Origin of the sequence: Brevundimonas sp. 374 (assembly GCF_900102995.1) — a bacterium.
Lineage (GTDB): Bacteria > Pseudomonadota > Alphaproteobacteria > Caulobacterales > Caulobacteraceae > Brevundimonas > Brevundimonas vesicularis_C.
Window position 1 is genome coordinate 1,137,649 of record NZ_FNKT01000001.1, and the last position, 25,506, is coordinate 1,163,154.

The window sequence follows — 25,506 nt, forward strand, 5'->3', positions numbered from 1 at the left end:
AACGTGCTCCACGCCCGCCAACCCGTCTTCGATGTCACGCCACTCATACGGTCTGGCTTAGGGTGCGCAGACTAAGACGGCGTGAACGTCACGCTGGGTCAGCTTCGTTCGCCGACGAAATCTCGGGCGAACTCGGGCGCCTCGTCGTCCAGCGGCAATGTGCCGTCCTCGTCATCCGCCTCGGACGCGCGGCTGGGATCCGGCACCTCGAATCCGACCGGCAGCGACAGATCCAACAGGCCCGCCGCCTTCATCTCCTGCACGCCCGGCAGATCGTACAGGGTCGCCAGGCCGAAATGCTCCAGGAAACGGTCGGTGGTCGCATAGGTGACGGGCCGTCCCGGCGTGCGCCTGCGTCCGCGCAACCGCACGAACCCCATCTCCAGCAGCAGGTCCAACGTGCCCTTGGAGATGGTCACGCCGCGCACGCTCTCGATCTCGGCGCGGGTGACGGGCTGGTGGTAGGCGATGATGGCCAAGGTCTCCAGCGCGGCCTTGGACAGGCGGCGCGGCTCTTCGCGCTCCTGCGTCATCATGAAGGCCAGGTCCGGCGCGGTGCGGAACCGCCAGCGGTCGGCGACGCACTCCAGCTCGACCCCTCGCCCCTCATAGCGGGCGCGCAGACCCGATATGGCGCGGGCGACGTTGCAGTTCTCGGGCAGGCGCGCGGCGATCTCGGCCGCCGTCAGCGGCCCGGCGGCGGCGAACAGCAGGGCCTCGACCCGCCGTTCGATCTCGGCCTCGTCGGGCTGGAACGACAGGTCGCTCACGGCGTCAGCTCCAGCGGCTGGCCCGGTCCGCGCCGCTTCAGATACAGGTCCGCGAACGCCTCGCTCTGCCGGATGTCCATCGCCCCCTCCTTCACCAGCTCCAGACTGGCCGACAGGGTCGAGGCCGTAAAGCTGGCCTGGCTGGGCCCCTCCTCGTCCTCACGGTGGGGCGCCACCTGTTCCAGCGGCGTCCAGTCCGCCAGCTTCGGCATGATCTCGCGCAGCCAGTCGCGTGCGGCTTCCAATGGAAAGGCCTCGACACGCTGGCCGGGGGCGTAGCGCCGGGCCTCTTCGCGCCGACGCTGGACCACATAGGCGCTCATCAATTCGTACAGGCTGGCGTCGATGCGATCCGACGGCGTGATCACCGTCGCCTCAGGGTCGCCCCGCGCGAAGACGTCGCGCTTCAGCTGGGGCCGAGCCATCAGTTGTTCGACGGCCTTTCGCATCGCTTCCAGCTTCTGCAGCCGGAACGCCAGCGCGGCGGCCATTTCCTCAGCCGGCGGCTCTTCGGCCTTGCCCTTATCGGTGCGCGGCAGCAGAAGGCGCGACTTCAGATAAGCCAGCCACGACGCCATCACCAGATAGTCCGCCGCCAGGGCGAAGTTGCGCCGCCGCGCCTCGTGCACGAAGGCCAGATACTGCTCCGCCAGCTGGGTGATCGACAGCTTCAGCAGGTCGACCTTCTGGTTTCGCGCCAGGGCCAGCAGGACGTGCAGCGGTCCCTCATAGCCCTCCAGATCGACGACGAAGGCCTCGCGCTCCTCGACCTCCTCGGCGTTGAAATCCAGATTCGGCTGGAAAGACTCCGTCATAGGTCTTTAGGCCTGCGCCTCACCCACATCCGGCCCCTTGGCGGTGTCCATCCGACCGCCCATGGCCTTGAAGAAACGATCGTGCCCCGCGACGGGATCGAGCGGCTCGGGCGTCCGCACGATCCGGGCCAGAGCGGCTTCCGCCCGGCGGCGCGCCCCGCCCTTCAGCTTGCCGGTCGCCTCGGCCACGTCTTTCATTTCGGCCATGTCGCCATTGCAGTGGAGGACCACGTCGCACCCGGCCTTCAGCGACTGATGCGCCCGCTCGCTCAGAGATCCGCTCAGCGCCTGCATCGACAGGTCGTCGGTCATGATCAGGCCGGAGAAGCCCAGATGTTCACGCATCGTTTTTACGGCCTTCTTCGACTGGGTCGCCGGCCGCTTCTTGTCCAAGGCAGTGAAGACGATGTGCGCCGTCATCGCCAATGGCATATCCGAAATCGCCTTGAACGGCGCGAAGTCCCAGCTGTCCAGGGTCTCGAAATCGGCATGGACCGTCGGCAGGTCTTTGTGGCTATCGGCGAAGGCCCGGCCATGGCCCGGCATATGTTTGATGCAGGGCAGAACCCCGCCCGCCAGCAGCCCCTCGGCTGCCGCCCGGCCCAGCACGGCGACGGTCTGGGGATCGACGCCATAGGCCCGGTCGCCGATGATGTCGTGGGCGCCGGGCGCCGGCACGTCCAGCACCGGCAGCAGATCGACGGTCACCCCGACCTCGCGCAGATCGTGCGCCATCAGACGTGCGCCCAGGCGCGTCAGCTCACGCGCCTGAGCCAGCTCGTTCGTCGCCTTCAGATAGGCGTTACCCGGCGGATATTTGGGCCAGTGGGGCGGCCCCATCCGCTGGACGCGACCGCCTTCCTGGTCGATCAGGATCGGCGCCTCGGGATCGCCGATGGACGCCCGCAGTTCGTCGGTCAGGGCCCGCACCTGTTCCGGCGTGTCGATATTGCGCCGGAAAAGGATGAAGCCCCAGGGTCGGACCTCGGCGAAGAAGGCCTTTTCGGCCTCCGTCAGCCGATGTCCCAGGCAGCCATAGATGGCGGCGGACGTCACCGGACGATGCAGTCCCGGCCCGCCGCCTTCAGCGCATTGCAGAAGGCCACCGCCCGTTCGCGCGACAGGCCCGAGAAGGCCGTGCGGTACAGGGTCGATCCGCTGGACGAGGTCACTTCGGTCACCCGCTTTTCAGCGCCCGAGGCGAACGAGCCGAAACGGCCGGCGACGGCGGCGTACTCACGGTCCGCGATCTCGGTCGAGGAGAAGGCGCCGATCTGGACTGAGGCCGACCCGCCGGTCGCGGCCGGAGCCTTGGTCGTCGGCGCAGCGACGGGCGCAGTCGGAGTCGTCGGACGCGGCGCAGGCGCGGCCGGCGTGGCCGTATTGGCGGGCGGCAGACCCTGTCCGGTCGGTGCGGCGGTCGGGGGCGCGGCCGGACGCGGCTGGGGCGCCTCGGGCGGCGGGGTGAAGGTCACGGGCGCATCGGTCGTCTCGGTCTCGTCGCGATAGACGCGCACGCCCTCGGCCGGATCAATCGGCTGGGCGTCGATGGGCGCGGCGGTCTTCATCTCGCCGACGGGCTGACCCACGGCCGGCGGCGCGTCGGTCGAGGCGCGCATGCCCGAGCGATAGAAGAAGATCACCGCCACGATCAGCAGCAGCAGGACCACCGCGCTGATGATCAGCGTCACTGGCGGCGCCTTGCCCCCGCCCGAGCCGACATTGCGGCCGCTGCGCGGATCGTAGCTGTTGCGGCGGAACGGCAGGTCGTCGTCGGTCGGCGGCGTATAGGCGCCCCGGCCGGGTTTGTTGTCGTCGTCAAAGGACATGGTCGCGCTCCGCCGTCTGTCGGCGCGAATCGGCGCGCCGAACGATCACTCTACGCCCCCGCGTGCATCTTTCGAATCACAGATCGAGGGCGAGGTCGAGGCTGAACAGCTTCTGGTGCACTTCTATGGCGTAACGGTCGGTCATGCCGGCGATGTAGTCGCACACGGCGCGCGCCCGCTGCGTCTTGTCCGGGGTCATCGCCGGCTCTCCCCATTCCGGCGGCATCACCTCGGGCTCGGCCATGAACAGTTCGAACAGCTGCGACAGCACGCGCCGCGCCTGGCTGCGCGTGCGGTTGACCCGGTAGTGGCGATACATCCGCTCGAACAGGAACTTCCTCAGCACCGCCAGATCGACGTGCATGGTGTGCGAGAAATCCACCATCGTGCGCCTGGCCATCCGCACGTCCTCGGTCGTTACGATCCGGTCTTCCTCAAGCCGCCGCGCCGTCTCGGCCAGCACGTCCTCGACCATGACGCCGATCATCCGCCGCACCGCCTCGATCCGCAGCATCCGATCGTCGATCGTGGGCCAGTCGCGGCGCACCTCGGCCAGCATCGGCCCGATCAGCGGCACCTGATCCAGATCGCGCAGGGTGATCAGACCCGCCTGCACCCCGTCATCCACGTCATGGTTGTTGTAGGCGATGTCGTCGGCGATGGCTGCGCACTGGGCCTCCAGCGAGGCGAACGTCCCCAGCCGCAGGTCCCACCCCGCCTCGCCGCCCGCCGCATAGGGGCGCACGACCGACCAGGCCGGCTCGTCCAACCGGTGCGATACCGGGCCGTTGTGCTTGATGACGCCCTCGACCGTCTCCCAGCTCAGGTTCAGCCCGTCGAACTGCGGATAGCGGTTCTCCAGCTCGGTCACGACGCGGAAGCTCTGGACGTTGTGATCGAACCCGCCGTGATCGCGCATCTGCACCACCAGCTCGTCCTCGCCTGCGTGTGCGAAGGGCGGATGGCCCAGGTCGTGGGCCAGGGCGATAGTTTCGGCTAGGTCGTCGTCCAGCCTCAGCGCATGGGCCAGCGACCGCGCGATCTGCGCTACCTCCAGCGAATGGGTCAGGCGGGTGCGGTAGTGATCGCCCTCGTGCGCCACGAAGACCTGGGTCTTCTCCTTCAGCCGCCGGAACGCCGTCGCATGGATGATGCGGTCACGGTCGCGAGCGAAGGCGGTGCGCGTGCGGCTGGCGGGCTCGAAAACGCGGCGGCCCTGCGTCAGGTCGGCGCGTTCGGCGTAGGAAGCGAGGTCTGTGTGGCTCAAGTCATCAACTTTGAGGCTGCTTTGATGCGGGGGCCTTTGCGAACGGCCCTGCCCGCCTCATATAGACAGCCGTGAGCACCGTCCAATCCACAGAACCATCCACACCCGCCTTCACCGTCGCCACGCGCGCGCCGGAAGGCATCGTCCTAGCCGCCAGCGCCGCCAAGCGGCTGGCCAAGCTGGGCGCGGCCGAGAGCAAGACCCTGATGCTGCGGGTCGCGGTGGACGGCGGCGGCTGTTCGGGCTTTCAATATCGGTTCGAACTGGTCGAGGCGGCCGAGGACGACGATCTGCGCATCCAGGCCGACGGCCAGACCGCCCTGATCGACCCCGTCTCGGTTCCCTTCCTTAAGAATTCCGAGATCGCCTACGTCGATGAACTGGCCGGCGCCCAGTTCGTGGTCAGGAACCCGAACGCGGCCTCCAGCTGCGGCTGCGGCGTCAGCTTCTCGATCTGACGACGGCCCATCCGGTCGCCAGGATCGGCGTGGCCAGCAAGGCCGCAAACACCCAGTCCCAAACCCCATCCTGCAACAGCGCGCCCATCAGCCCGATCAGACTGAGCGCGAACAGGACGATGGGCGCGCGGAAGATGGCCCATAGGGTCAGATCCCTCGGGTTATGACGGCGACGGCTCACGCCTTCCGTCTCCCCTTGCCCAGCCACAGATAAAGACCGGACCCCAAAATCACGATGGTGGCGATGTCCAGCAGCGCCCACAGGATCTTCAGCGCCAGCCCGCCATAGTCGCCGAAATGCAGCGGCTGCGACAGCGACAGGGTTTTCACATACCAGGGCATCGGCGCCACCGCCGCCAATTCGCCTGTCCGCGCGTCGATCAGGGCCGGCGTCGTCATATGCGTCGTCAGCGGCGTGTCGCCGTGGAAGAAGACGGCATAGTGGTGGTCGGTCGAATAGTCGGTCCCCGGAAACGCCACGAACTGCAACTTCATACCCGGCAGCGCCGCCTTGGCCCGCTCCACCGCCGCGTCCAGCGAGGCCCGGCCCTGCGCGGGGGCGGGCGCATCGTAGGCGACCGTCAACTCCTTCAGCGCCGTCACTTTCCAATAGGCCAGGATGGGCGTGGCCAGGGTGTTGACCACCCCCGTCAGCCCCACCACCAGCACCCAGGCCGCCGTCACAACGCCCAGCAGATTGTGATAGTCCAGCCACCGCGTCCGCGCCGCCTTCTTGACCCGCACCGTGCCGAACGGCAGCCGACGCATGAAGGGCGCATACAGCACCACGCCCGACACCACGGCCACGACCAGCAACAGCCCCATCGCGCCCAGAAACAGCATTCCCGGCAGACCCAAGAACATATCGGTATGAAGCTGAAGCAGGAACTCCATCACCGGATGACCGGCGACCAGCGGCGCGCCCTCGCCGCTGGTCTGGTCGATGGGCTCGAAACTGTATTTGCCGGTCGGGGCGTCCGGGGCGCGGCTGGTGACGTTCACCACCGGCCGGTCTTCGTCGAAGCTCATGAAGGCCGGAACCTCGCCCGGATGTTTGGCCAGACCGGCGGCCAGCACCTCGTCCAGCGTCAGCAGTCGGCCGCCCGGGTTCTTCGGCGCCCACGGCTCATGCAGCAGCGCCGCGTTCAGCTCGTGGCTGAACACCAGCGGCAGTCCAGTGACGCACAGCATCAGCAGGAACAGGGTCGAGATCAGGCTCGACCACTTGTGCGTCCAGGTCCAGGCGCGGATCGTCCGGGCGTGCATCGGCCGGCGCCGATCAGAACTCGGTGGAGACCGACAGACGCAAGGTCCGCGGCGCGCCCAGCGTCAGATAGTTCGATCCCGGATAGCCGCCGACCGCGACCCACTGATCCTCGTCCGCGACATTCTCCACCCGCGCCCGCAGCGTCACGGGCTTGTCGCCCGCCACGAAGGCGTAGCGGACCCCGGCGTCGAACCGGGTCCAGCTTTCCAGCTCCAGCGTATTCGTCGCACTGGCCGGCTGGGCGCCGGTATGGATCGCCCGGCCCTCGACCGTCAGGCCGCTGACCATCGGCACGTCCCATTCGACGTTCAGATTGGCCTGAAAGTCCGGCACACCGATGGCGGACTTGCCCGCATTGGCGGCGGTCAGCGACCGATTGATCTCGGCGTCCAGCCATGTCGCGCCGCCGATCAGACGCAAGCCTGCGACCGGTTCGCCATAGACCGTCAGCTCGACGCCCTTGTTCTCCTGCTCGCCGCCGTCGGTGTAGACGCCTTCCGGCAGAACATTCGACGCAGGGTTTCCGTTGGACGTGATGGAAACGAGCGCGCTGGGCAGGGTTGTGCGAAAGACGCTGAGCGTTCCGCCGAACGATCCTGCGTCATACTTCGCCCCTATCTCGGCCTGCTTAGCGCGGAAGGGCTCGAGCACATCGCCACCATTGGTGACGTTGACCGGCACTGCGGCGTTCCCCCAGCCCTCCACCACAGCATTGGCCAAGACGGGCGCGGTCGTGCCCGGAACCAGGGCTTCGGCATAGTTGGCGTACAGCGAGATCGCGTCGTTGGGCTTGTAGACCACGGCGAAGGCCGGCGTCGTCGCGTCGCTGGAATAGCCCGACGTGAATGCGCCGTCGGCATAGGCATAGGATCGGGTCTCGATCTCCTGATAGCGGACGCCGACGGTCGCCAGCAGCCGTCCATCCAGGAAGGACAGCACATCGGCGACGGCGAAACTGGTGTTCTTGACCCGCTCGGTGACGTTGGGGTCATCCAGATCGCCCGAGACGCTCGCGATGGCCGGCGCCGGCGACAGCAGCGGATTGGTCAGCGTCCCCATCGCATAGCCGGCGAAGCTCGACGCCGCCCAGGCGTTCTTGGACTTGGACTGGATCTGCGAGGCCGAGGCGACCAGACGATGGTTGATCGGGCCGGTCGTCAGGTCGGCGCGCACGCCGATGTCGCCCGACCAGACCGTGTCCTCGCGGATATTGTCGAAGCGATAGCCGCGGATCGCGCCCGCCGCATCGGCGCGCGGATTGGCCAGGCTGTTGTCTTCCTCGCCCTGACGCCCGCCGAAGGCGGCCCAGGCGCTGATGCTGTCGGTCAGGTCGAGCTCGCCACGCACGGCGCCGAACACCTGCTCCTCGTCGGTGTAGGACCAGCGCTGGGCGAAGTTCTTGTCGGCCGAGGGCGCCTCAGGGATGGCGGTTCCCGGCGTCACGCTGGGACGGGGCGCATCGATCCGGTGATCCTGCCAGCCCAGATCGGCCGAAAACCGGGCGCGATCGCCTCGGCGGTCCAGTCCAAGGCCGACGACCCGCAGTTGGCCGGTCTCGTCCTCGACGGCGCTCTCGCCCGCACGGCTGGCGATATTCAGGCGCGCGCCCCATTCGCCTTCGTCGCCGAAACGGCGGGCCAGGTCGGCGGCGGCGTAGATTTCGTCACGGCCCGACACGCCCCCGGTCAGGCGCGTCAGGGGGGCGTCGCCCGCCCGCTTCGGCGTCAGGTTGAAGGCGCCGCCGACCCCCGTTCCGCCCGGCGCAGCGCCGTTCAGGAAGGTGGAGGCGCCGCGAAACACCTCGACCCGCTCGACCAGTTCGGCCGCCACGAACTGGCGCGGCAAGACACCATAGAGGCCGTTGTAGCTCATGTCGTCCGAATAGACTGGAAAGCCGCGAACGACATACAGCTCCTGGAAGTTGCCGAAGCCCTTGGACACACGCACCGTCGGGTCGTTCTGCAGCACGTCGCCGATGCCGCGCGCCTGCTGATCACGCACCAGTTTTTCGGTGTAGTTGGCGGTCGAGAACGGCGTGTCCATCACGCCCAGATTGCCCAGCAGACCGATGCGTCCCCCGCGCGCCACCTGACCGCCCGCCGCCGGCGCCGTCAGCCGAACCTGCGACCCCGTCACCACGATCTCGCCCAACTCCGCCGGGGCCGTCGCCTGCTGCGCCAGGGCCGGCGAGGCGAGCGTCATTGCAAGGGCGCTAGCGGTCAAAAGAACGGAGGCACGGCGAAGGCAGGGCATTTTGATACGCATTCTCAAAATCAAGTTGCGCGTCCCTAGCCCGATCGGTGGGCGCAATGCAATCCGCCGCGCCCGCGACATATTGCATTCGAGCAGTTTCTCGTCTGACCTCGCCGCCAAGGAGATTATCATGCTGACGCTGACCCACGCCCTTCTGGCCGCCAGCCTGCTCGCCGGCCCGGTCTCGACCGACATCGCCCTGCCCGCCCAGCCCGCGCCCCTGCATGGCACGCTGCTGACGCCGGAGGCGCCCACAGCCGTCGCCGTCATCCTGCCCGGCTCCGGCCCGACCGATCGGGATGGGAACAGCCCGATGGGCGTCGCCGCCTCCACCTATCGCCTGCTGGCCGAGGGCCTGGCGGAACAGGGCGTCGCCACCGTGCGCATCGACAAACGCGGCATCGCCACCAGCGCTGCCGCCGGTCCCGCCGAGGCCGATCTGCGGTTTGACGCCTACGCCGCCGACGCCCGCGCCTGGGCGACCGAGGCCGCCGCGCGCACGGGCCAGCCCTGCGCCTGGCTGATCGGTCACAGCGAAGGCGCCTTGGTCGCGCTGAAGGCGGCCGAGGGCGGAGACGACAAGGTCTGCGGCCTGATCCTGTTGTCCGGCGCCGGTCGCCCGGCCGGCGTGGTGATCCGCGAACAGCTTCAAGCCGGGCTGCCCGACCCCCTGAAGACCCAGGCCTTCGCCGTACTGACCGAACTCGAAGCCGGCCGCACCGTCGCCGACACGCCGCCCGCGCTGGCCGCCCTGTTCCGCCCGTCGGTCCAGCCCTATCTGATCTCGTGGCTGCCGCTGGACCCCGCCGCCCTGCTCGCCGCTTACGAGGGCCCGGTCTTCATCGGCCAGGGGACCACCGACCTCCAGATCGGCGTCACGGACGCACAAGCCCTGGCCGCCGCCGACCCCAAGGCCACGCTGAAACTCTGGGACGGCGTCAACCACCTCCTCAAGACCGCCCCCGCCGACCGCGCCGCCAATATGGCCACCTACGCCGACCCGGCGCTGCCGCTCGCGCCGGGCGTGGCGCAGGATGTGGCGGCGTTCATTCGGGCGAATGGGAAGCGCTGAGCGTCAACGAGTTCGGTCTGCGCTTGCGTCACCGGGCGAACAGATGCGACGCCGAGGCCTTTAGCCGCAGTTCGACGTCAGCCGTCACGCCTGTAATGCGTGGCGATCACCCCGTTAGTCAGCGGCGTCGCGGACACCAGTTTCAGCCGTCGCGCGCTGGGCAAGCTACTCTGATGCAGGGTCGGGCCGCGCCCGGCGATGCGGGGGTGGACGAGAAACTGATACTCGTCGATCAGGTCCATCCGATCCAGTTCGGCCGCCAGTTCGCTGCTCCCGAGCAAGACGCCTTCAGGCGTTGCGTCCTTGAGCGCCTGGACGCCTGTCCGAAGGTCGCGGCCAATATGGCGGCTGTTGGTCCATGGAAAGTCCGCTCGCGTCGATGACGCCACATACTTTGGCTTGACCTCCAGTTTGAGCGCCCACTGGCGGATCATCGGCGGCGCGTCCGCCTCGCCCCGGGCGACAGCGGGCCAGTAGCTTTCCATCATTTCGTAGGTCACGCGGCCCCACAACATCGCCCCGTGTTCGTCCATCAGGCGGGTGAAGAAGGCATGTGTTTCATCATCGGCGATGCCCGCCTCATGATCGACGCAACCATCCAGGGTGACATTCAGACAGAAGGTCAGAAGTCCCATGCGCCAAGCCTCCCCTAGAGTACCCATTGTCACTCTGCGCCTCAGTTCGACGCTAAGCCACCCCATGCTTCATCCGCCAAAGCGAAGAACCGCGCCCGCACCTCGGCCGCGAAGGGGTTGTCGCGTTCGATGGCGCGGAAGACGGCGGGGCTGTCGTGGCGGACCATGTCGATGGCCTGCATCAAGCGGTCGAAGCTGGCGGTGGTCATGCGCGTCGGCAGGGGCTCCATGGCCATCAGGACGCGGGCGATCAGATGGGTCAGGCCCTGCACCGTGGCGGCCTCGCGGTCATGGTCCTCGGGGCTGACCTGAAACACCTTCAGCCCCAGCGCCCGGCAGCAGAAGGCGGCGACGCGGCGGGCGTCTTTCGCCCCCCTCACCTCGCACACGGCGATCCGCAGGCCTGCGATGCCGTCCTTGCCGCTCTGCGGGCCGAACAGGGGATGGGTGCCGACGATCCGCACGCCGGGCGGCAGCAGGGCGTCCATCGCCTGCGCCGGCTTCACCTTCACCGAGCCCACGTCGATGACCAGGGCCTCGGGCCTCAGGTGCGGGCCGATGGCGACCAGCGTCGCCTCCAACGCCTCGACCGGCACGGCCAGCACCACCGTGGGGCAGGCGGCGGCGGTCGCCAGATCGGTCAGGGTCGCGAGGCCTTCGCCATCGCTCGCCGCCGGGTCATGCGCCAGGATATCGAACCCGGCCGACAGATGCCGCGCCGTCAGCCGCCCAAAGGCGCCGAAACCGATCAGGCCGAGCCTTTCCCTCACAGCGTCTCCATGAACCGCACCGGCCGCCCGTGCGCCGATCCGATCAGTTCGCCGTCCTGCATCACCACCCGGCCACGCACGATGGTCGCCATCGGCCAGCCGGTCGCCTCGACGCCGTCGAACGGGGTCCAGCCGCAGCGCGTCGCCTGTTGGTCGTGCGTGATCATGCGCTTGGCCTTCAGATCCACGATGGTCAGGTCGGCGTCATAGCTGACGGCCATCCGTCCCTTGTTCGCCGTGCCGAACACCCGTTGCGCCCCTGCCGAGGTCAGGTCGATGAAGCGCTCCAGCGACAGCCGCCCATTGGCGACATGGGTCAGCATCAGCGGCACCAGCGTCTGCACCCCCGGCATCCCCGACGGCGAGGCCGGATAGGGTTTGGCCTTTTCTTCCTTGGTGTGCGGCGCATGGTCGGAGCCCAACACGTCGGCGACGCCCTGCTGCATCCCCCACAGCCACAGCGCATCGACATGCTCCTGCGACCGGATCGGCGGGTTCATCTGGGCGTAGGAGCCCAGCCGCTCATAGGCTTCCGGTCCGACCAGGGTCAGGTGCTGGGGCGTGATCTCGACGGTGGCGACATCCTTGTGGAAGCGCAGATATTCCATCTCTTCCCGGGTCGTGACGTGCAGCACATGGATGCGCGCGCCTGTCTCCTTTGCCAGGCCGACCAGGCGTCGGGTCGAGCGGATGGCGCTCTCGGCGTCGCGCACCTCGGGGTGGCTGGTCCAGTCGCCGGTGCGGGCCAGACCGCGCCGCTCGACCAGGCGGTATTCGTCCTCGGAGTGGAAGGTGGCGCGGCGGCGCACATTGGACAGGACCTTCCTCACCCCCTCGTCGTCGGCGATCAGCAGGTCACCGGTCGAGGCGCCCATGAAGACCTTGACCCCGCAGCAGCCGGGCAGCCGCTCCAACTCGCCCAGATAGTCGGCGTTCTCATGCGTGCCGCCGACGTAGAAGGCATGGTCGGTCCACATGCGGTCCTTCGCCCGCGCCAGCTTGTCGGCCATGGTGTCGGGGTCGGTGGTGTTGGGATTGGTGTTCGGCATCTCGAACACGGCGACGACGCCGCCCAGGGCCGCCGCGCGGCTGCCCGTCTCCAGGTCTTCCTTCCACTCCAGCCCCGGCTCGCGGAAATGGACCTGGGTGTCGATCACGCCGGGCAGGACCGTCAGTCCCGTCGCGTCGAAGACCTCGCCCGCCGAGGCCTGGCTCAGGTCGCCGATGAAGGCGATCTTGTCGTCGATCACGCCGACATCCGCCATGCCTCGCCCCGCATGGTTCGCCACCTCGCCGCCACGGACGATCAGGTCATAGGTCTGGGTCATGGGGCGGTTCCTGGGGGATGAGCGATGCGCTCTTACTATATCTCCGCTCATCCCCGCGAAAGCGGGGACCCAGCGCTTTGGGCGCGCTAACCCCGCACCTTCAACATCCGCTGCGCCGCCTTCAGCACCCGCTCCCACGGAAGATCCATCATATGCTGGATCGCCTGGTTCAGGCGCGGATCCAGCGTCTTGAACTCTTCGTAGGTGCGCGGCCCGCGTACGGCCTCGCCCTTCCAGGGCCCGCGCACGGTCTCGTCCGACGGCCCGAACGCGGCGACGACCGGCGCGCCCGAGGCTACGGCCAGCTGGGTCCAGATCGAGTCCGCCCCGATGTACAGCACCGACTTCGACAAGGCCGCCACCGTCTGCAGCCGCGTCAGCTTGCCTTGAAGCTCGATCACCCGCGCGCGCGGCACGGCGTAGCGGATCGTGTGCGCCGCCTCGCGGTCGATCTCCTCGCCCACGATCATCAGCCGCCCGCCCGCCAGAGGCCCGTCGTCGGCCAGCAGCTTGGTCGCGACCTTGGCGTAGCGTTCGGCGGGCCAGCGCTTGCCCATCCATTCCACGCCCGGCCCGACCGCCAGGATCGGCCCGTCACCGCCCGTCGCCGGAATCAGCGCCTCGACCTGGGCCTGCGTCTCGCCCGAGACATAGAGTTTCGGCGCCGGGATCTCGTCCGGCTCCAGCTTCAGCACCGCCGCCGCCGCCTCGACCGCATGCAGGCCCGGCTGATCCTTGCCCCGCACCGCGCGTTTGTGCCGCCTCAGCTTGCCCGACAGGTCCGAGCCGCGCATGTCCACGACCAGCCCCCATTTGGTCGCCCGCACCTGGTTCCACAGGGCGATCCATTCGAAATGGCCCTCGCGTTCTAGAACGATCAACTTCGTCAGGCGCGGCGTATCGGCGAACAGCGGCGCGCTGGCGGCCGATCCGACGATGGTGAAGGTCGCGTGCGGCAGGCTCTCGACCAGATGCGCCAGCACGCCTGAGGACAGCACGGCGTCCTCGGCGTCCGCCTCGGCGATGTACAGGATGGGAAACCGCCCGATCATCCGTCGACGGATACAGGGATTCTATCTGCGGTTCAGCGCCAAACGCGTGTTTCCACAGGAAGCCCCCATGCGCTACAGCGACGCGCATGAGCCAGACGCCTGACCCAGCCGCAGCAGCCGCCCTCGAACGCTTCAAGGCCCAGCGCGTGACGGCCATCTACCGGCTGGATCTGATCGCCAAGGGCGCGACGATTTCCTACGAGGATGGCACGCCGATCGACATGGCCTCTGAAAAGGCCCGGCTGGAAGCGGTCGTCGCCGACATGGACCGCCGCATCGCCCGGCTGGAGCGTTCGGCCGGGTGAGCCTGCCCCTCCTCCCCGGCCGGACCTGCGGCGGTTGCGTCGAATGCTGCCGGGTCATTCCGCTGAACCTGCCGGAACTGGCCAAGCCGACGGGCGAACTGTGCGCCTATTGCGTCGACGGCGCGGGCTGTTCGGTTCACGCGATCCGGCCGAACACCTGCCGCATCTGGTTCTGCCTGTGGCGTGTGGTCGAGCTTTCCGACGATTGGCGGCCCGATCGCAGCGGCGTTATCGTCCGTCCCGACGGCGTCGAGGACGGGGTCATCACCCTGTATGTCCTGCGCCGCTCGGACTTCCTGGCCTCGCCCGACTTCTTCGTGACCGTCGCCGGCTGGATCGCGGAAGGCATTGAGGTGGCGCTCAGCATTCCCGGCCCCGTCGGAACCTATCCCGCCCGCGCCGTCGTCACCGACTGGCTGCGTCCGGCCATCGAGGATGGCGACATCGACGCCTTCGCGACCCGCGTCCTGATGTCCCTCGACCGGCTGGCCGAACATGATTTCCAGCCGGACGGCGTCGTCGCGCGATATGCGGTGACAACCCAGGATCGGCCGAAAGCTTAGCCGAAGCTTAAGCCCTTGGCGCTACGATAAAAATCCGTAACGCCGTCGCTGGAAAGGGCACGCCGTCGATGCAGGCCTGGGACGCGCTGAAACGACCGATCTGGATGTTCGATCCGGTCGCCTTGCGCGGCGTCTACGCCAATGCGGCCGCGCTTGACCTCTGGGGCTCCGACAACCTCGACGCCCTTCTGGCGCGCGATTTCAGCAATGTCTCCCCTGCTGTTTTGGCCCGCACCGAGCGTCTGGCGCGCGAGACGGCCAATGGCGAGACCCTGACGGAAGACTGGACCTTCTACCCGCACGGGCGGCCGCTGACGGTGTCGGCGGTGATCTCGACCTATCGCCTGACGGACGGCACGCCGGTCCTGCTGTTTGAGGCCGCGCCCATCACGGTGGAAAACGAGGAGCGTCGCGCGGTCGAGGCCCTGCGTCACACCTCGACCCTGATCACCCTGTTCGACAGCGAAGCCCGCCCGATCTTCTCCAATCCTTCGGCCTTCGCCGCCTACGGATCGACCGCGCACCCCTTCGAGGCCCGGTTCGCCGAACCCGAGCGCGCCCAGCCCATGCTGGCGGCCGCCCTGTCGGGGTCAGCGATTTCTGACGTCTGCGAGATCATCACGCGAGAGGGCGTGCGCTGGCACCATCTGGACATTCGTCCCGTGACCGACCCCGTCACGGGCCATCTCGGCGTCATGCTGAACGAGATCGACGTGACCGACCGCGTCGAGGCCGAACAGGCCCGCGTCGCCGCCGAGCAGAAGACATCGATGGCCGAGGCCCGGCAGAAGTTCCTGACGGATATGTCGCACGAACTACGCACGCCCCTGAATGCGGTCATCGGCTTTTCCGACCTGTTGTCCAAGGCCGGCCTGCCCGACGAACAGGCCGATCAGGCCGCCCGCATCAACGGCGCGGGCCAGCGCCTGTTGTCCGTCGTCAACGACATGATCGACCTGTCGGCCGACAACGTCGTTCCCCTGGCGCCCTCAGACACCCCGGCCGAGCCTGCCCCGCCGGCCAATGAGGACGTCCCTGCCCTGCGCGTCCTCTATGTCGACGATCACGACAGCAACCGCGCCCTGGTCATGGCGGTGTTGACGGCCCAGGGCATCGCCTGCGCCACCGCCAACGACGGCGAACAGGGCGTCGAGGCCGCCCGCACCGGCGACTGGGACGTGATCCTGATGGATATCCAGATGCCCGTCATGGACGGCGTCGAGGCGACTCGCGCCATCCGCGCCCTGCCCGGCGTCGTGGGCCGCACGCCGATCCTGGCCCTGACCGCCAACACCCTGCCGGAACAGCTGACCCAGTACGAACAGGCCGGCATGGACGACTGCATCGCCAAGCCGATGAACATCGTCGACCTGGTCATGCGCGTCACCGCCTGGGGCGCCAGCGACTGGCGCACCTTCGATCCTCGCCTCGAGGATGCGGCGGTCGATGTCGCCTAAAATTCGGCGCGGCGTCTTCTGAAGGCACGGCGTCGGCCCTATCTTCGCCCCATGACCATCGCCCGTCTCGACAGTCGCGCCCTGATCTCCGTCATGGGCGAGGAGGCGAAACCCTTTCTGCACAATCTGTTGACCCAGGATGTGGAGACGCTGGCCGAAAGCGAGCTGCGCTTCGGCGCATTGTTGTCGCCGCCCGGCCGCCTGCTGTTCGACCTGTTCCTTCTGGGACAGACTGACGGCGTTCTGCTGGATGTGGCGACTGAGCGTCGCGACGCCCTGATCCAGCGCCTGTCGATGTACAGGCTGCGCGCCAAGGTCGAAGTCGCCGCCGACGACCGCCCGGTCTTCGCCGCCTGGCCCGAGGCCGCCGCCGGCTTCATCCCCGACCCCCGCACGCCCCTGATGGGCGGCCGTCTCTATGGCGAGGCGACTGCGGATGCCGCCGAGGCCGACTACGACACCTTCCGCCTGTCGATCGGCCTGCCCGATCCGACCGCCGACGCGCCCCAGGACAAGACCTATCCGATCGAGGCCGACTTCGACCTGCTGAACGGCATCGACTTCCAGAAGGGCTGTTTCGTCGGCCAGGAAACGACCTCGCGCATGAAGCGCCGGGGCACGATCAAGAACCGGATGCTGCCGCTGGACTTCGACGGCCCGCCCCCCGCCTTCGGCGCCGAGGTGCTGAAGGGCGAACTGCGCGCGGGCGAAGTCCTCTCGGGTCAGGACGGTTCGGCCATGGCCCTGCTGCGCATCGATCGGCTCGACGGCGACCTGACCGTGGACGGCCGCCCGGTGCGCTTGCGCAAACCCGCCTGGATGGGCGAGGACGTCCTTCCCTCCTCCAACGCGTGAGTCCCCCCATGAAGATCGCCGATCAGATCGTCCTCGTCACCGGCGGGGCGCGCGGCGTCGGCGCCGCCTGCGTCCGCGCCTTCGCCGATGAAGGCGCTCGCGTCGTCATCAATTGGAGGAACAGCGGCGAGGCCGCGAACGCCCTGGCCGCCGAGATCGGCGAGCGCGCCCTCGCTCTCCAGGCCGACGTGACCGACCGCGCAGCCGTGGACGCCATGGTCGCGGCCGCGCAAGGCCGTTTCGGCGCCCCCGTCACCACCGTCGTCAACAACGCCCTGGACTACAGTTTCAACGGCGACGCCCGCTCCCAGATGACCGCTATCGGCTGGGACGAGATGGATCGCCAGTTCTCGACCGTCGTACGCGGCGCCCTGAACCTGATCCAGGCGACCGCGCCCGGCATGGCCTCCGCCCGGTTCGGCCGCATCGTCAACATCGGCACCAACCTGTTCCAGAATCCGGTCGTGCCCTACCACGACTACACCGCCGCAAAGGCCGCCCTGCTCAGCCTGACCCGCACCGCCGCCGGCGACCTCGGCCCTGACGGCATCACCGTCAACATGGTCTCGGGCGGTCTCCTGCGCACCACCGACGCCAGCGCCGCCACGCCCGAGGCCGTCTTCGACCTGATCGCCGGCATGACCCCGCTGCGCAGCGTCACGACCCCGCAAGAGCTCGCCGACGCCGTCCTCTTCTTCGCCTCCCCCTGGGGCCGCGCGGTCACCGGCCAGAACCTGGTCGTGGACGGGGGATTGGTCAGGGACTGAAGCCCGCGATATTCCTTCTCCCGTTGGGAGAAGGTGGCCCGCAGGGCCGGATGAGGGTCGGGCGGTGGACCAGTTCGCACGATCCGACCCTCACCCTTTCGCGCCAGAACGACGGCTATCGCCGCCGTGCGCTCAAGCCCTCTCCCAATGGGAGAGGGCTGAAACGGACGCCCGCCATCCTATCCTGGCGAAACTTCCAGCTACATTTCAGCGATCTAAAATCCACCAGCGTCAATCGACCATCCCTCATCCAAGCGCCCTTACGATGCGCAGGTTTAAGACCGGGGGAGACGAAGACTTGGACTCGTTGGACTGTTTTTTCCACCGTCCAACTTCGACCGCGAAATTGCACTTTGCACGCGTTTTTGAGGTGCAGTGCAATTGCGCCTGCGCCCCGAGATTATACGAATTAGACACTTTAGACGGTGTTTTTCCTCCGTCGCCCGACGCCAACCGCCCTTCCCTCGACAGGAACAGACTGGCAACTTCAGGCCATGATCGACTCACACGCCCCAGAGGGTCTCGGCGGCCGCTGCGGCTGGTGCGGGACCGACCCCCTCTATGTCGCCTATCACGACACCGAATGGGGCGTGCCCGAGCGCGATCCCCGTGCCCTGTGGGAAAAGCTGGTCCTCGACGGCTTTCAGGCCGGTCTCGCTTGGATCACCATCCTCAGAAAACGCGACGGCATCCGCGACGCCTTCGACGGTTTCGATCCCAAGATCGTCGCCCGCTACGACGAGGACGACATCCAGCGCCTGCTGAACGATCCGCGCATCATCCGCTCGCGCGCCAAGATCAACGCCGCCATCCGGGGCGCCCAGATCTGGCTTCAGATGCGCGACGATGGCGAGGACTTCTCCGCCTGGCTTTGGTCGTTCGTCGGCGGCGAGCCGATCCAGACCCCACACGCCGACTATCGCCAGGCCCCGACCCAGACTGAACAGTCCGTCGCCATGGCCAAGGCGCTGAAGAAGCGCGGCTTCAACTTCTGCGGCCCGGTCATTGTCTACGCCTTCATGCAGGCCGTCGGCATGGTCAACGATCACCAGACGACCTGCTTCCGTCACGCCCAGGTTCGTGCGATGGCGAGCCATGGCTAAAGCCCCCGCAAATCCGAAAGCCTTCCCGACCCTCGCGCTGGAAACGGTGCTGATGCAGCGCGTCAACGGTCACGTCTGCGGCGTGGATGAGGCCGGGCGTGGTCCCTGGGCCGGGCCGGTTTCGGCGGCGGCCGTGATACTGAACCCTGACGACCTGCCGCCCGGCATCGACGATTCCAAGGCCCTGACGGAAAAACGTCGCGCCGCCCTGGAGCCCGAGATCAAGGCCCGCGCCGTCGCCTGGGGCGTCGGCTTCGCCTCGGTGGACGAGATCGAGGAGCTGAACATCCTGCACGCCACGGGTCTGGCCATGTGCCGCGCCATCGAGGCCTTGCAGGTCCAGCCGGTCGCCGCCCTGGTCGACGGCAACTATCGCTTCAAGCTCCCCTGCGAAATCCAGACGGTCGTCGGCGGTGATGGGTTGTCTCTATCCATCGCGGCGGCCTCAATCCTGGCCAAGACGGCGCGGGACCGGTTGATGATCGATCTGGATGCCCAATACCCCGGCTACGGTTTCGCCAGTCACAAGGGCTACAACGCCCCCATCCATCAGGACGCCTTGAAGACCTTAGGACCTTGCCCCGCCCATCGGCGCAGCTGGTCGCCGATCAAGGCGCTGTTGCAGGAGGCCTGACGCCGTCTCAGATGTGCAGGAAGCCGCCCAGCAGCGCGCCCATCAGGGCCGCAACAGCCGCCCCGGCGATCGCCATCATCCAGCGTGGCGGCGGCGCCACCTCGGGCTCGACGTCGATCTGTTCGATGGGTTGAGCAGCTTCGACCGGCCGCGTGTAACGCGCGGCGTTGTGGGTGAAGGTCGCATCCGCCGTCCGCGGCGCCCACGAGCGCGGCTCGGCCGCCGGACGCACACGGTAGTCGTCGGGGCGATCGGTCTTGGGGGCGGTGTACGGGTGCGGTTGCATAGTCCCACAACGGCACGCAGCGATTCGCGTTCCGCCCTACCCTCCGTTGTTTTCGTCGGTGTCTATGCAGCAACGGGCAGGGAGACCGGGCGCTCGGTCACCACGAACAGGTGCTCAACATTCTTGAGCCGCCCCACCTGCCCGACCTTCTCGCCCTTGGGATTATGGATCCCGATCCGGGCCCCGACATAGCGGGGATGCGCCATCTCCAGGACCTGCACATGACCCCGCGCCGACAGCATCTCGACCAGGTCGGCGCGGCTCAGATACCCCTCGTCGTTGAAGCTGACGATCAGGTTCGGCGCCTTGACCCGCTCGATCACCGTCCGCAGCGCTGGGCCGATGCCGGGCCGGCTGTTGAAGGCGCTCTTGCGCGTCCTCACGTCCACCCGCTTGTTGGCCACCCCATAGGTCTCGGGCCGGTCCCACAGCACCAGGCTCTCCCAGCAATGGTAGTTGCCCAGATAGGAATGCTGGTTATAGGGCGGATCCAGATAAACCAGGTCCGCCTCGACCTGTTCGGCGATCTCGACCGCATCGCCCTGGGTCGCGCGGCACGGCCCGTCCACCGCCGGAACCAGGTCCGGCGTGCGCAGCTCCAGCGTCTTCAACGCCCTCGGCGCCCACTGCTTCATATAGGCCATCTGAACCCCGGCGGTGGAATCCACCCGATCCGCCGCCTCCATCAGGCTGACCAGAGCGATGGCCTTCAACTCGGGCTCCAACCCCATCGCCTCAATCCGGTCGCGCGTGGCGTCGATGCGAGCACCGTTGTCCGGGTGGAAATACCGCGCATCCTGACAAAAGGTCTGGGTGAACCAGCCCGCCTCGGGCTTGATCGTCCGCAGCTCGGCCAGCACGCCCTCGGCCCGCTCGACCCACTGCTCCCGATCCGCCTGGACATAGGTCGTCGCCAGGGCGTGGGCATAGGCGTTCAGGTCATTCGACCAGACCTGAAACCCCTGCTTCTTCAGGGCGTGCCCCACCCGCGCCGTGCCCGAAAACAGATCGCACACCCGCCCGCCCTGCGGCAGCACCCCCGCCACCGCACCCGTCACATGCCCCAGCAGGGCGCGCTTGGAGCCGATATATTTGATCATGACGCGGCCCGACTCATCACGGCAGCATAGCGGTTGTCGCAAGGCGCGCGAAGTTGCCCGGATCGTCGGAATTCAACGGCCTCGCCTAGCTTCAAGCCAACGCGCGGTCCATGCTCGGTGCGGCGATTAGGGAGAAGACGCATGCCCCACAGTGAAACCCATCGGGTCGATCGGATCGGCTGGCTTAGGGCGGCGGTGTTGGGAGCAAATGACGGGCTGGTGTCGACGGCCAGTCTGGTTGTGGGCGTCGCGGCGGCGGCGACCAGTCATGGCGGCATACTGATCGCGGGCGTCGCCGGACTGGCGGCGGGCGCCATGTCGATGGCGGCGGGCGAATATGTCTCGGTCAGTTCGCAGTCCGACACCGAAAAGGCCGATCTGGCGCGCGAGGCGGTCGAACTGGCCGGCGATCATGAGGCGGAGACGCGCGAACTGGCCGGCATCTATGTCGGGCGAGGCGTCGCGCCGGATCTGGCGGCCGAGGTGGCGCGTCAGATGATGGCGCATGACGCGCTGGGCGCCCATGCGCGCGACGAGCTGGGTATTTCGGAGATCACCACCGCGCGGCCTATCCAGGCGGCGCTGACCTCGGCGATCACCTTCTCGGCCGGAGCCGCCCTGCCTCTGGTCGTCGCCGCCGTTGCGCCGTTGGACACGCTGGCGATCTGGGTCGCGGCTTCCGCCCTGGCGGGTCTGGCCGTGCTGGGCGCCCTGGGCGCCCGCGCAGGCGGCGCGCCTATCGGGCGATCGGTTCTTCGCGTGGTTTTCTGGGGCGCGCTCGCCATGGCCATCACCGCAGGCGTGGGCCGCCTGTTCCACATCGCCGCCTGATCAGAACCGCGCCGTCAGGGCCAGGCGGGCGGTGAGCGGTCGTTGCGGCGTGCTGATGTCGCCTGAGGCGTAGAAGGAGTTGCCGAAGGTGAAGGTGTCGTCGCTGCGGTTGAACAGATTGTCCACCGACGCCCTGATCGCCCAGCGATCGATCTCGACGCCGACGCCCAGCGAACTGGTCAAATAGCCGGCCGAGGCGCCGGTGGAGGTCGGCGACAGGGCGATATCGGTCGGGCCGACATAGCCCAGGCGAAGCTCGGAACGCACCGTCGCATGCGCCAGATGCGCCTCATGCACGACGCCGGCCTGGACGCTGAAATCGGCGACCGCTGGCAAGCGCGTATCGGTCCCCAGCGCGAAACCGGGGTCCGGTCGGGTCAACTCGGGATCATTGACGACGGCGTGCGCATCCAGCGTCCACGGGCCGTCGCGCCATTCGACCTCGCCCTCGATCCCGCGATTGCGGCCATCGCCCAGATTGGCGGTGAAGGGCAGGCCCCGGGCGTCGAACCGGTCCGACTGGATGTTGCGCCAATCGGCGACGAAGACCGCGCTTCGCCCGCGCAGTCGCCCTTCGAACAGTTTGAAGCGCGCGCCCGCCTCGCCGGCGACGATCTCGTCCGGCTTCACCCGTCGCGCGGGCTGCTGATCGCCGCCCGGCACGGCGCCCGCGTTGAAGCCCGGCCCGCGATAACCCTCGGTCGCCAGGGCGTAGAAGACGAAAGGACCGCGATCGTATTCGATCACCAGACGCGGGGTGATATCAACCAGCGCGTCTTCTCCAGACACCACCGTCGGATCGCCGTCGGTTTCGCTGCGATGTTCGACCCCGATGCGGAACAGGCGCGCGCCGGCGGTGATCTTCAGATGGTCGGTCAGCGCATAGGCGGCGTCGCCGAACAGAGCCGCCTCATCCACATGGTCGCGCCTGTGCTGTCGATAGACCTCCGGCACGCCCTGCCCCTCCGAGATCGCGACGGTGCGGGTGTGGGTGTATTCCGAGAAGAACAGCCCGGCGCTCCACTTCAGTCGCGCGCCGAAGTCGCCGTTCAACCGCACCTCATGCACCGCAGCCGACAGGTCGTCGGCCTGGTCCAGCGCCGCTGTTCCCGTAAGCCCGAACAATCCGGCCGCAGGGGTCGCATCGTAGCGCGCATCGAGGCCGTGCGACTGAACGCTGGACGAGGCCCGCAGCCACGCCCAGCCCAGATCCCCGTCCACCGAGGCCCAGACGCCGTCGAAATCGTTTCGGCTGGGCTCCGTCAGGCTGCGACGACGCGCATAGGGTTGGTCGGCGCCCAGGTTGGCGTACTGGCTGTCATCGACGTCGATGGTCTGGGCCAGGAAGCCCGCCTTCAAGGTCCAGCCGGGGGTCAGACGCAGCAGCGCCGCCGCCCTCAACCCCTGCCGATGCATGCCGCCGGTATTGCTAAGGCCAAGGGCCTGATCATCGACGTAGCCCCCGACCGTCTCGTCATAGCCGACGACCCGGACCGCCAGGCGATCACGCAGGATCGGGGCGTTGATCATCAGCTCGACGGCGTCGCCCGGCGCGCCGCCGGCCGTCACCGCCCCCTCCGCCGTCACGCGCCCATATAGGCCTTCCAAGTCCGGCGCGCGGCTGACCATCTGGACGACGCCGCCCATCGAACCGGCGCCGTACAGCGCCCCCTGCGGCCCGCGCAGAACCTCGACCCGTTCGATGTCGGCCAGACGCAACGCCGGGTCAGGCGCGTCGTAGGTCAGGCGCACATCGTCGAGATAGAGCCCGATCAGGCTTTGCGCCTGTCCCGCAACGGGTCCGTCCGCCAGGCCGCGAATGAAGAGCTTGTCGCGCCCCGGCCCCAGATTGGTGACCGTCAGGCCGGAGACGCGCGCGGCGACGCCGTCAAGGTCGCTGACCCCGGCTCGTTCCAGCGTTACCCCGTCCAGCGACGACAGGCCATAGGGGGCGCGCGACAGCAGCAGATTGTCCGTGCGTGACGCCGTCACCACGACTTCATCCAGCGTTGTCGGGGCCACGGGCGGGGGCGGCGCCGAGATCGCCCGCATGGCGGCAGGCGGCGCGGCGGCGACCCGCACGATCCTGTAGGCGCCGTCGCCGACGCGGGTCGCGACGCAGTGCGTGCCCAGCATCAATCTGGACAAGGCGGCGTCGACGGAAAGTCGGCCTCTCACCCCGCGCGTTGGGCCGCATCGCTCGGCTCCGGCGGCGTCGATGCTGACGCCCGCCTGCAGACCGAAGTCGAGGACGGCGGTCCGCAACGGCTGAGGCGAAACCGACACCTGAAGCGAGGATCGCCCTTGGGCCATGCCGATCGACGGCGTGGTCACACCGCAAACGACGACCAGGGCGCAGAGGAAGGCTCGTACCAAAAGGCGACGTCCGAAGCAGGTTCAGCGCCGTTCTAGACGAACCCCTTGCGGCCCGCGAGTGGCCTTGATCGGCAGGAACCGTTCCAGCCGGCCGATCACCGCCGCTTCGTCATCAAGCACCAGCGTGCCGGAGAAGCGCAGGTTCGCCGCGTTCGGCGCCACGGTCACCGGCGTAGCGAAGGCGCGGCTGAGGTCAACGGCGATCTCGCGCAGCGGCCGATCGTCATAGGCCCGTCGCCCTTGGGTCCAGGCGGCGGCGGTGCGGACATCGACGGGGACCACGGTCATGCGGTCGTCCGCGTCGTCGCGCTGGACCGACTGACCGACCGTCAGACGCACCCGCCGCGCGGGCTGTTTCAGGTCGCTGACCTCGACGACGCCCCGCAGCACCGCCACCTGGGTGTCATCGGCGGATCTGCGGATGTTGAACGCCGTGCCGACCACGCGCACCTGGCTTTCGCCGACATCGATCAGGAAGGGTCGGCCGGCGTCATGCGCGACATCGAAGGTGGCCTCGGCCTGATCCATGTGCACCAGACGCCGTCCTCGCTCCATCTTCACCGACAGGGTCGAGCCGCCGTTGATCTGAAGCCGCGATCCGTCGTCCAGGGTCACCGTCCGCGTTTCGCCGGGCGCGGTGCTGTACACCACGGTCGGCGCGGTTTGCAGCATCGGACCCAGGAAGATCGCTGCGGCGAGAACCGCAGCCATCGCCGGGACCGCCACCATCCATCGCCGCCCCAGTCCCTTGCGCCGCTCGCGGTGCGCCGACAGATCGATGACCGACGCCGGCTGAACGTCGGACAGGTCGTCCGAAGCGCTCCACAGCCCCTCGGCCTCGTCGAAGGCGCGCCGATGGGCCGGGTCTTGATCGAGCCAGGCCGTCGCCGCGTCGATGTCCGCAATCGTCACGTCATCGGCGCGCAGACGCACGACCCAGGCGGCGGCCTGGGCGGCGATCTCCTCGTCCTTGATGACGTCGTCCTGGGTCATGATCCGGTCCGGGCCCGAGCGGGCTTTGGGGGAGAGACGACGCGGTCGCGCCGCATCCTCAATGAAAAATGGCTAAATCCGGTCGTCATGGCCAACCGACCCGCAGCAGCAGTTCCTTCAGCGAGGCGGAAACATATTTTTCGACCGCGCTGCGCGAGACGCCCATCCGTTCGGCGACCTCGGCCTGGCTGAGCCCGGCCATCTTGTGCAGACGGAAGGCCTCGGCGGCCTTGGGCGGCATCCGGTCGATCGCGGCGACCACCTTTTCCAGCTTCAAGCGGGCCCAGACAGCGTCCTCGGCCGACGGCGCATCCTGAGCTTCGGCCGCGTCATCGATAGCGGAAGCGCGCCGCCATTCCAGATCGCGCGCGCCTGCACGACGCTGCGCCTTGGACGCATCCAGGGCCAGATTGGCGGCGATGCGATAGAGGAAGGCCTGCGGATGGCGAACCTCGGCGGCGGCCTCATCGGTCATGGATTGCAGCCGCACCCAGACATCCTGCGCCAGATCTTCGGCCGCAGCCGACGATCCCGTGCGCGCCGTCAGAAAGCGCACCAGGGCCGAGCGGCTGTCCAGCCACGCATCCGCCAGGGCTTGCCGCGCCGGTCGGCTCGGGTCGTGCTGAGGGGGACCGGAAGAGGCGTTCACCACCCCATCGTGGGTTGCTGCGCCCTCTGCGGCAACCGCGATTGCGACGGCGAAAGATTTTTTTGCGGGGG

General features: G+C 68.0%; 26 protein-coding genes and 1 pseudogene. 10 read left to right on the forward strand and 17 right to left on the reverse strand.

The annotated features are described in order from the left end of the window. Positions 1–98 precede the first annotated feature (98 nt). From scpB to BLR19_RS05670, 5 genes are all read right to left on the reverse strand, one after another. Positions 99–770, reverse strand: coding sequence for an SMC-Scp complex subunit ScpB (gene scpB / locus BLR19_RS05650; protein ID WP_091748156.1), 672 nt, complete (start codon positions 768–770; stop codon positions 99–101). Next, on the reverse strand, positions 767–1,585 hold the full coding sequence (locus tag BLR19_RS05655) for a segregation and condensation protein A (RefSeq protein ID WP_091748159.1): 819 nt from the start codon (positions 1,583–1,585) through the stop codon (positions 767–769). The genes scpB and BLR19_RS05655 overlap by 4 nt, the downstream gene beginning before the upstream one ends. Before the next feature lie 6 nt (positions 1,586–1,591). Continuing rightward, positions 1,592–2,641, reverse strand: a complete 1,050-nt coding sequence (nagZ, locus tag BLR19_RS05660) for a beta-N-acetylhexosaminidase (RefSeq protein WP_091748161.1) — start codon at positions 2,639–2,641, stop codon at positions 1,592–1,594. Beyond that, positions 2,638–3,414 carry an SPOR domain-containing protein gene (locus tag BLR19_RS05665; RefSeq protein ID WP_066552184.1) on the reverse strand — a complete coding sequence of 259 codons (777 nt, stop codon included), beginning with the start codon at positions 3,412–3,414 and terminating at the stop codon, positions 2,638–2,640. The genes nagZ and BLR19_RS05665 overlap by 4 nt, the downstream gene beginning before the upstream one ends. Positions 3,415–3,490: 76 nt before the next feature. After that, entirely contained in the window at positions 3,491–4,681 is a 1,191-nt protein-coding gene (locus BLR19_RS05670; protein ID WP_091748164.1) for a deoxyguanosinetriphosphate triphosphohydrolase, read from the reverse strand. A 140-nt stretch (positions 4,682–4,821) separates the two neighbouring features. On the opposite strand from BLR19_RS05670, the gene erpA reads away from it, so the two are divergent. Beyond that, positions 4,822–5,139 carry an iron-sulfur cluster insertion protein ErpA gene (gene erpA, locus BLR19_RS05675; protein ID WP_255366504.1) on the forward strand — a complete coding sequence of 106 codons (318 nt, stop codon included), beginning with the start codon at positions 4,822–4,824 and terminating at the stop codon, positions 5,137–5,139. Here the strand turns inward: erpA and BLR19_RS05680 are convergent. The 3 genes and pseudogenes from BLR19_RS05680 to BLR19_RS05690 form a co-directional block, all read right to left on the reverse strand. After that, entirely contained in the window at positions 5,123–5,320 is a 198-nt protein-coding gene (locus tag BLR19_RS05680; protein ID WP_218119319.1) for a hypothetical protein, read from the reverse strand. The two genes, erpA and BLR19_RS05680, sit on opposite strands and share 17 nt — an antisense overlap. After that, positions 5,317–6,509, reverse strand: a pseudogene (locus BLR19_RS05685) (PepSY-associated TM helix domain-containing protein). The gene BLR19_RS05680 and the pseudogene BLR19_RS05685 overlap by 4 nt, the downstream one beginning before the upstream one ends. Then, complete coding sequence (locus tag BLR19_RS05690) at positions 6,419–8,608, reverse strand: TonB-dependent receptor (protein WP_369818837.1); 2,190 nt, start codon at positions 8,606–8,608, stop codon at positions 6,419–6,421. The pseudogene BLR19_RS05685 and the gene BLR19_RS05690 overlap by 91 nt, the downstream one beginning before the upstream one ends. Positions 8,609–8,789: 181 nt before the next feature. On the opposite strand from BLR19_RS05690, the gene BLR19_RS05695 reads away from it, so the two are divergent. Next, a complete protein-coding gene (locus tag BLR19_RS05695; protein ID WP_091748176.1) occupies positions 8,790–9,731 on the forward strand; it encodes an alpha/beta hydrolase in 942 nt (313 codons plus the stop codon). A gap of 77 nt (positions 9,732–9,808) precedes the next feature. Here the strand turns inward: BLR19_RS05695 and BLR19_RS05700 are convergent, their stop codons facing one another. From BLR19_RS05700 to BLR19_RS05715, 4 genes are all read right to left on the reverse strand, one after another. Beyond that, the gene (locus tag BLR19_RS05700; RefSeq protein ID WP_091748179.1) at positions 9,809–10,366 is read right to left on the reverse strand and encodes a dihydrofolate reductase family protein; all 558 of its coding nucleotides are present in this window, start codon (positions 10,364–10,366) and stop codon (positions 9,809–9,811) included. A 41-nt stretch (positions 10,367–10,407) separates the two neighbouring features. Continuing rightward, positions 10,408–11,136 carry a prephenate dehydrogenase/arogenate dehydrogenase family protein gene (locus tag BLR19_RS05705; RefSeq protein ID WP_091748181.1) on the reverse strand — a complete coding sequence of 243 codons (729 nt, stop codon included), beginning with the start codon at positions 11,134–11,136 and terminating at the stop codon, positions 10,408–10,410. After that, entirely contained in the window at positions 11,133–12,464 is a 1,332-nt protein-coding gene (locus BLR19_RS05710) for a dihydroorotase (RefSeq protein ID WP_091748184.1), read from the reverse strand. Before BLR19_RS05710 ends, BLR19_RS05705 begins: the two co-directional genes overlap by 4 nt. A gap of 86 nt (positions 12,465–12,550) precedes the next feature. After that, positions 12,551–13,516 carry a glycosyltransferase family 9 protein gene (locus BLR19_RS05715; protein ID WP_091748187.1) on the reverse strand — a complete coding sequence of 322 codons (966 nt, stop codon included), beginning with the start codon at positions 13,514–13,516 and terminating at the stop codon, positions 12,551–12,553. A gap of 86 nt (positions 13,517–13,602) precedes the next feature. On the opposite strand from BLR19_RS05715, the gene BLR19_RS05720 reads away from it, so the two are divergent. The 7 genes from BLR19_RS05720 (at position 13,603) to BLR19_RS05750 (ending at position 19,200) form a co-directional block, all read left to right on the forward strand. Further along, the gene (locus BLR19_RS05720) at positions 13,603–13,821 is read left to right on the forward strand and encodes a hypothetical protein (RefSeq protein ID WP_039245466.1); all 219 of its coding nucleotides are present in this window, start codon (positions 13,603–13,605) and stop codon (positions 13,819–13,821) included. Next, positions 13,818–14,384 carry a hypothetical protein gene (locus BLR19_RS05725; RefSeq protein WP_091748190.1) on the forward strand — a complete coding sequence of 189 codons (567 nt, stop codon included), beginning with the start codon at positions 13,818–13,820 and terminating at the stop codon, positions 14,382–14,384. The genes BLR19_RS05720 and BLR19_RS05725 overlap by 4 nt, the downstream gene beginning before the upstream one ends. Before the next feature lie 68 nt (positions 14,385–14,452). Beyond that, on the forward strand, positions 14,453–15,841 hold the full coding sequence (locus tag BLR19_RS15050) for a response regulator (protein WP_091748195.1): 1,389 nt from the start codon (positions 14,453–14,455) through the stop codon (positions 15,839–15,841). A gap of 51 nt (positions 15,842–15,892) precedes the next feature. Further along, positions 15,893–16,696: a CAF17-like 4Fe-4S cluster assembly/insertion protein YgfZ gene (locus tag BLR19_RS05735; protein WP_091748198.1), complete on the forward strand. Its 804-nt coding sequence runs from the start codon at positions 15,893–15,895 to the stop codon at positions 16,694–16,696. An 8-nt stretch (positions 16,697–16,704) separates the two neighbouring features. Next, positions 16,705–17,463 (forward strand): 3-oxoacyl-ACP reductase, encoded by a 759-nt coding sequence (locus BLR19_RS05740; protein ID WP_091748201.1) that lies wholly within the window; start codon positions 16,705–16,707, stop codon positions 17,461–17,463. 494 nt (positions 17,464–17,957) lie between these two features. Further along, on the forward strand, positions 17,958–18,566 hold the full coding sequence (locus BLR19_RS05745) for a DNA-3-methyladenine glycosylase I (RefSeq protein ID WP_091748204.1): 609 nt from the start codon (positions 17,958–17,960) through the stop codon (positions 18,564–18,566). Next, positions 18,559–19,200, forward strand: a complete 642-nt coding sequence (locus BLR19_RS05750) for a ribonuclease HII (protein ID WP_091748207.1) — start codon at positions 18,559–18,561, stop codon at positions 19,198–19,200. The genes BLR19_RS05745 and BLR19_RS05750 overlap by 8 nt, the downstream gene beginning before the upstream one ends. A gap of 7 nt (positions 19,201–19,207) precedes the next feature. On the opposite strand, the gene BLR19_RS05755 is transcribed toward BLR19_RS05750, so the two are convergent. Then, on the reverse strand, positions 19,208–19,486 hold the full coding sequence (locus BLR19_RS05755; protein ID WP_091748209.1) for a hypothetical protein: 279 nt from the start codon (positions 19,484–19,486) through the stop codon (positions 19,208–19,210). 62 nt (positions 19,487–19,548) lie between these two features. After that, positions 19,549–20,586, reverse strand: coding sequence for a DNA adenine methylase (locus tag BLR19_RS05760; RefSeq protein WP_091748212.1), 1,038 nt, complete (start codon positions 20,584–20,586; stop codon positions 19,549–19,551). A gap of 141 nt (positions 20,587–20,727) precedes the next feature. On the opposite strand from BLR19_RS05760, the gene BLR19_RS05765 reads away from it, so the two are divergent. After that, complete coding sequence (locus tag BLR19_RS05765; protein ID WP_091748216.1) at positions 20,728–21,417, forward strand: VIT1/CCC1 transporter family protein; 690 nt, start codon at positions 20,728–20,730, stop codon at positions 21,415–21,417. Here the strand turns inward: BLR19_RS05765 and BLR19_RS05770 are convergent, their stop codons facing one another. The 3 genes from BLR19_RS05770 to BLR19_RS05780 all read right to left on the reverse strand — a co-directional run bounded on the left by BLR19_RS05770 (position 21,418) and on the right by BLR19_RS05780 (position 25,435). Beyond that, positions 21,418–23,793 carry a TonB-dependent receptor gene (locus BLR19_RS05770; RefSeq protein ID WP_143007335.1) on the reverse strand — a complete coding sequence of 792 codons (2,376 nt, stop codon included), beginning with the start codon at positions 23,791–23,793 and terminating at the stop codon, positions 21,418–21,420. A 21-nt stretch (positions 23,794–23,814) separates the two neighbouring features. After that, positions 23,815–24,786 carry a FecR family protein gene (locus BLR19_RS05775; RefSeq protein WP_091748222.1) on the reverse strand — a complete coding sequence of 324 codons (972 nt, stop codon included), beginning with the start codon at positions 24,784–24,786 and terminating at the stop codon, positions 23,815–23,817. Positions 24,787–24,871: 85 nt separating this feature from the next. Further along, positions 24,872–25,435, reverse strand: a complete 564-nt coding sequence (locus tag BLR19_RS05780; RefSeq protein ID WP_255366456.1) for an RNA polymerase sigma factor — start codon at positions 25,433–25,435, stop codon at positions 24,872–24,874. Positions 25,436–25,506: the final 71 nt, after the last annotated feature.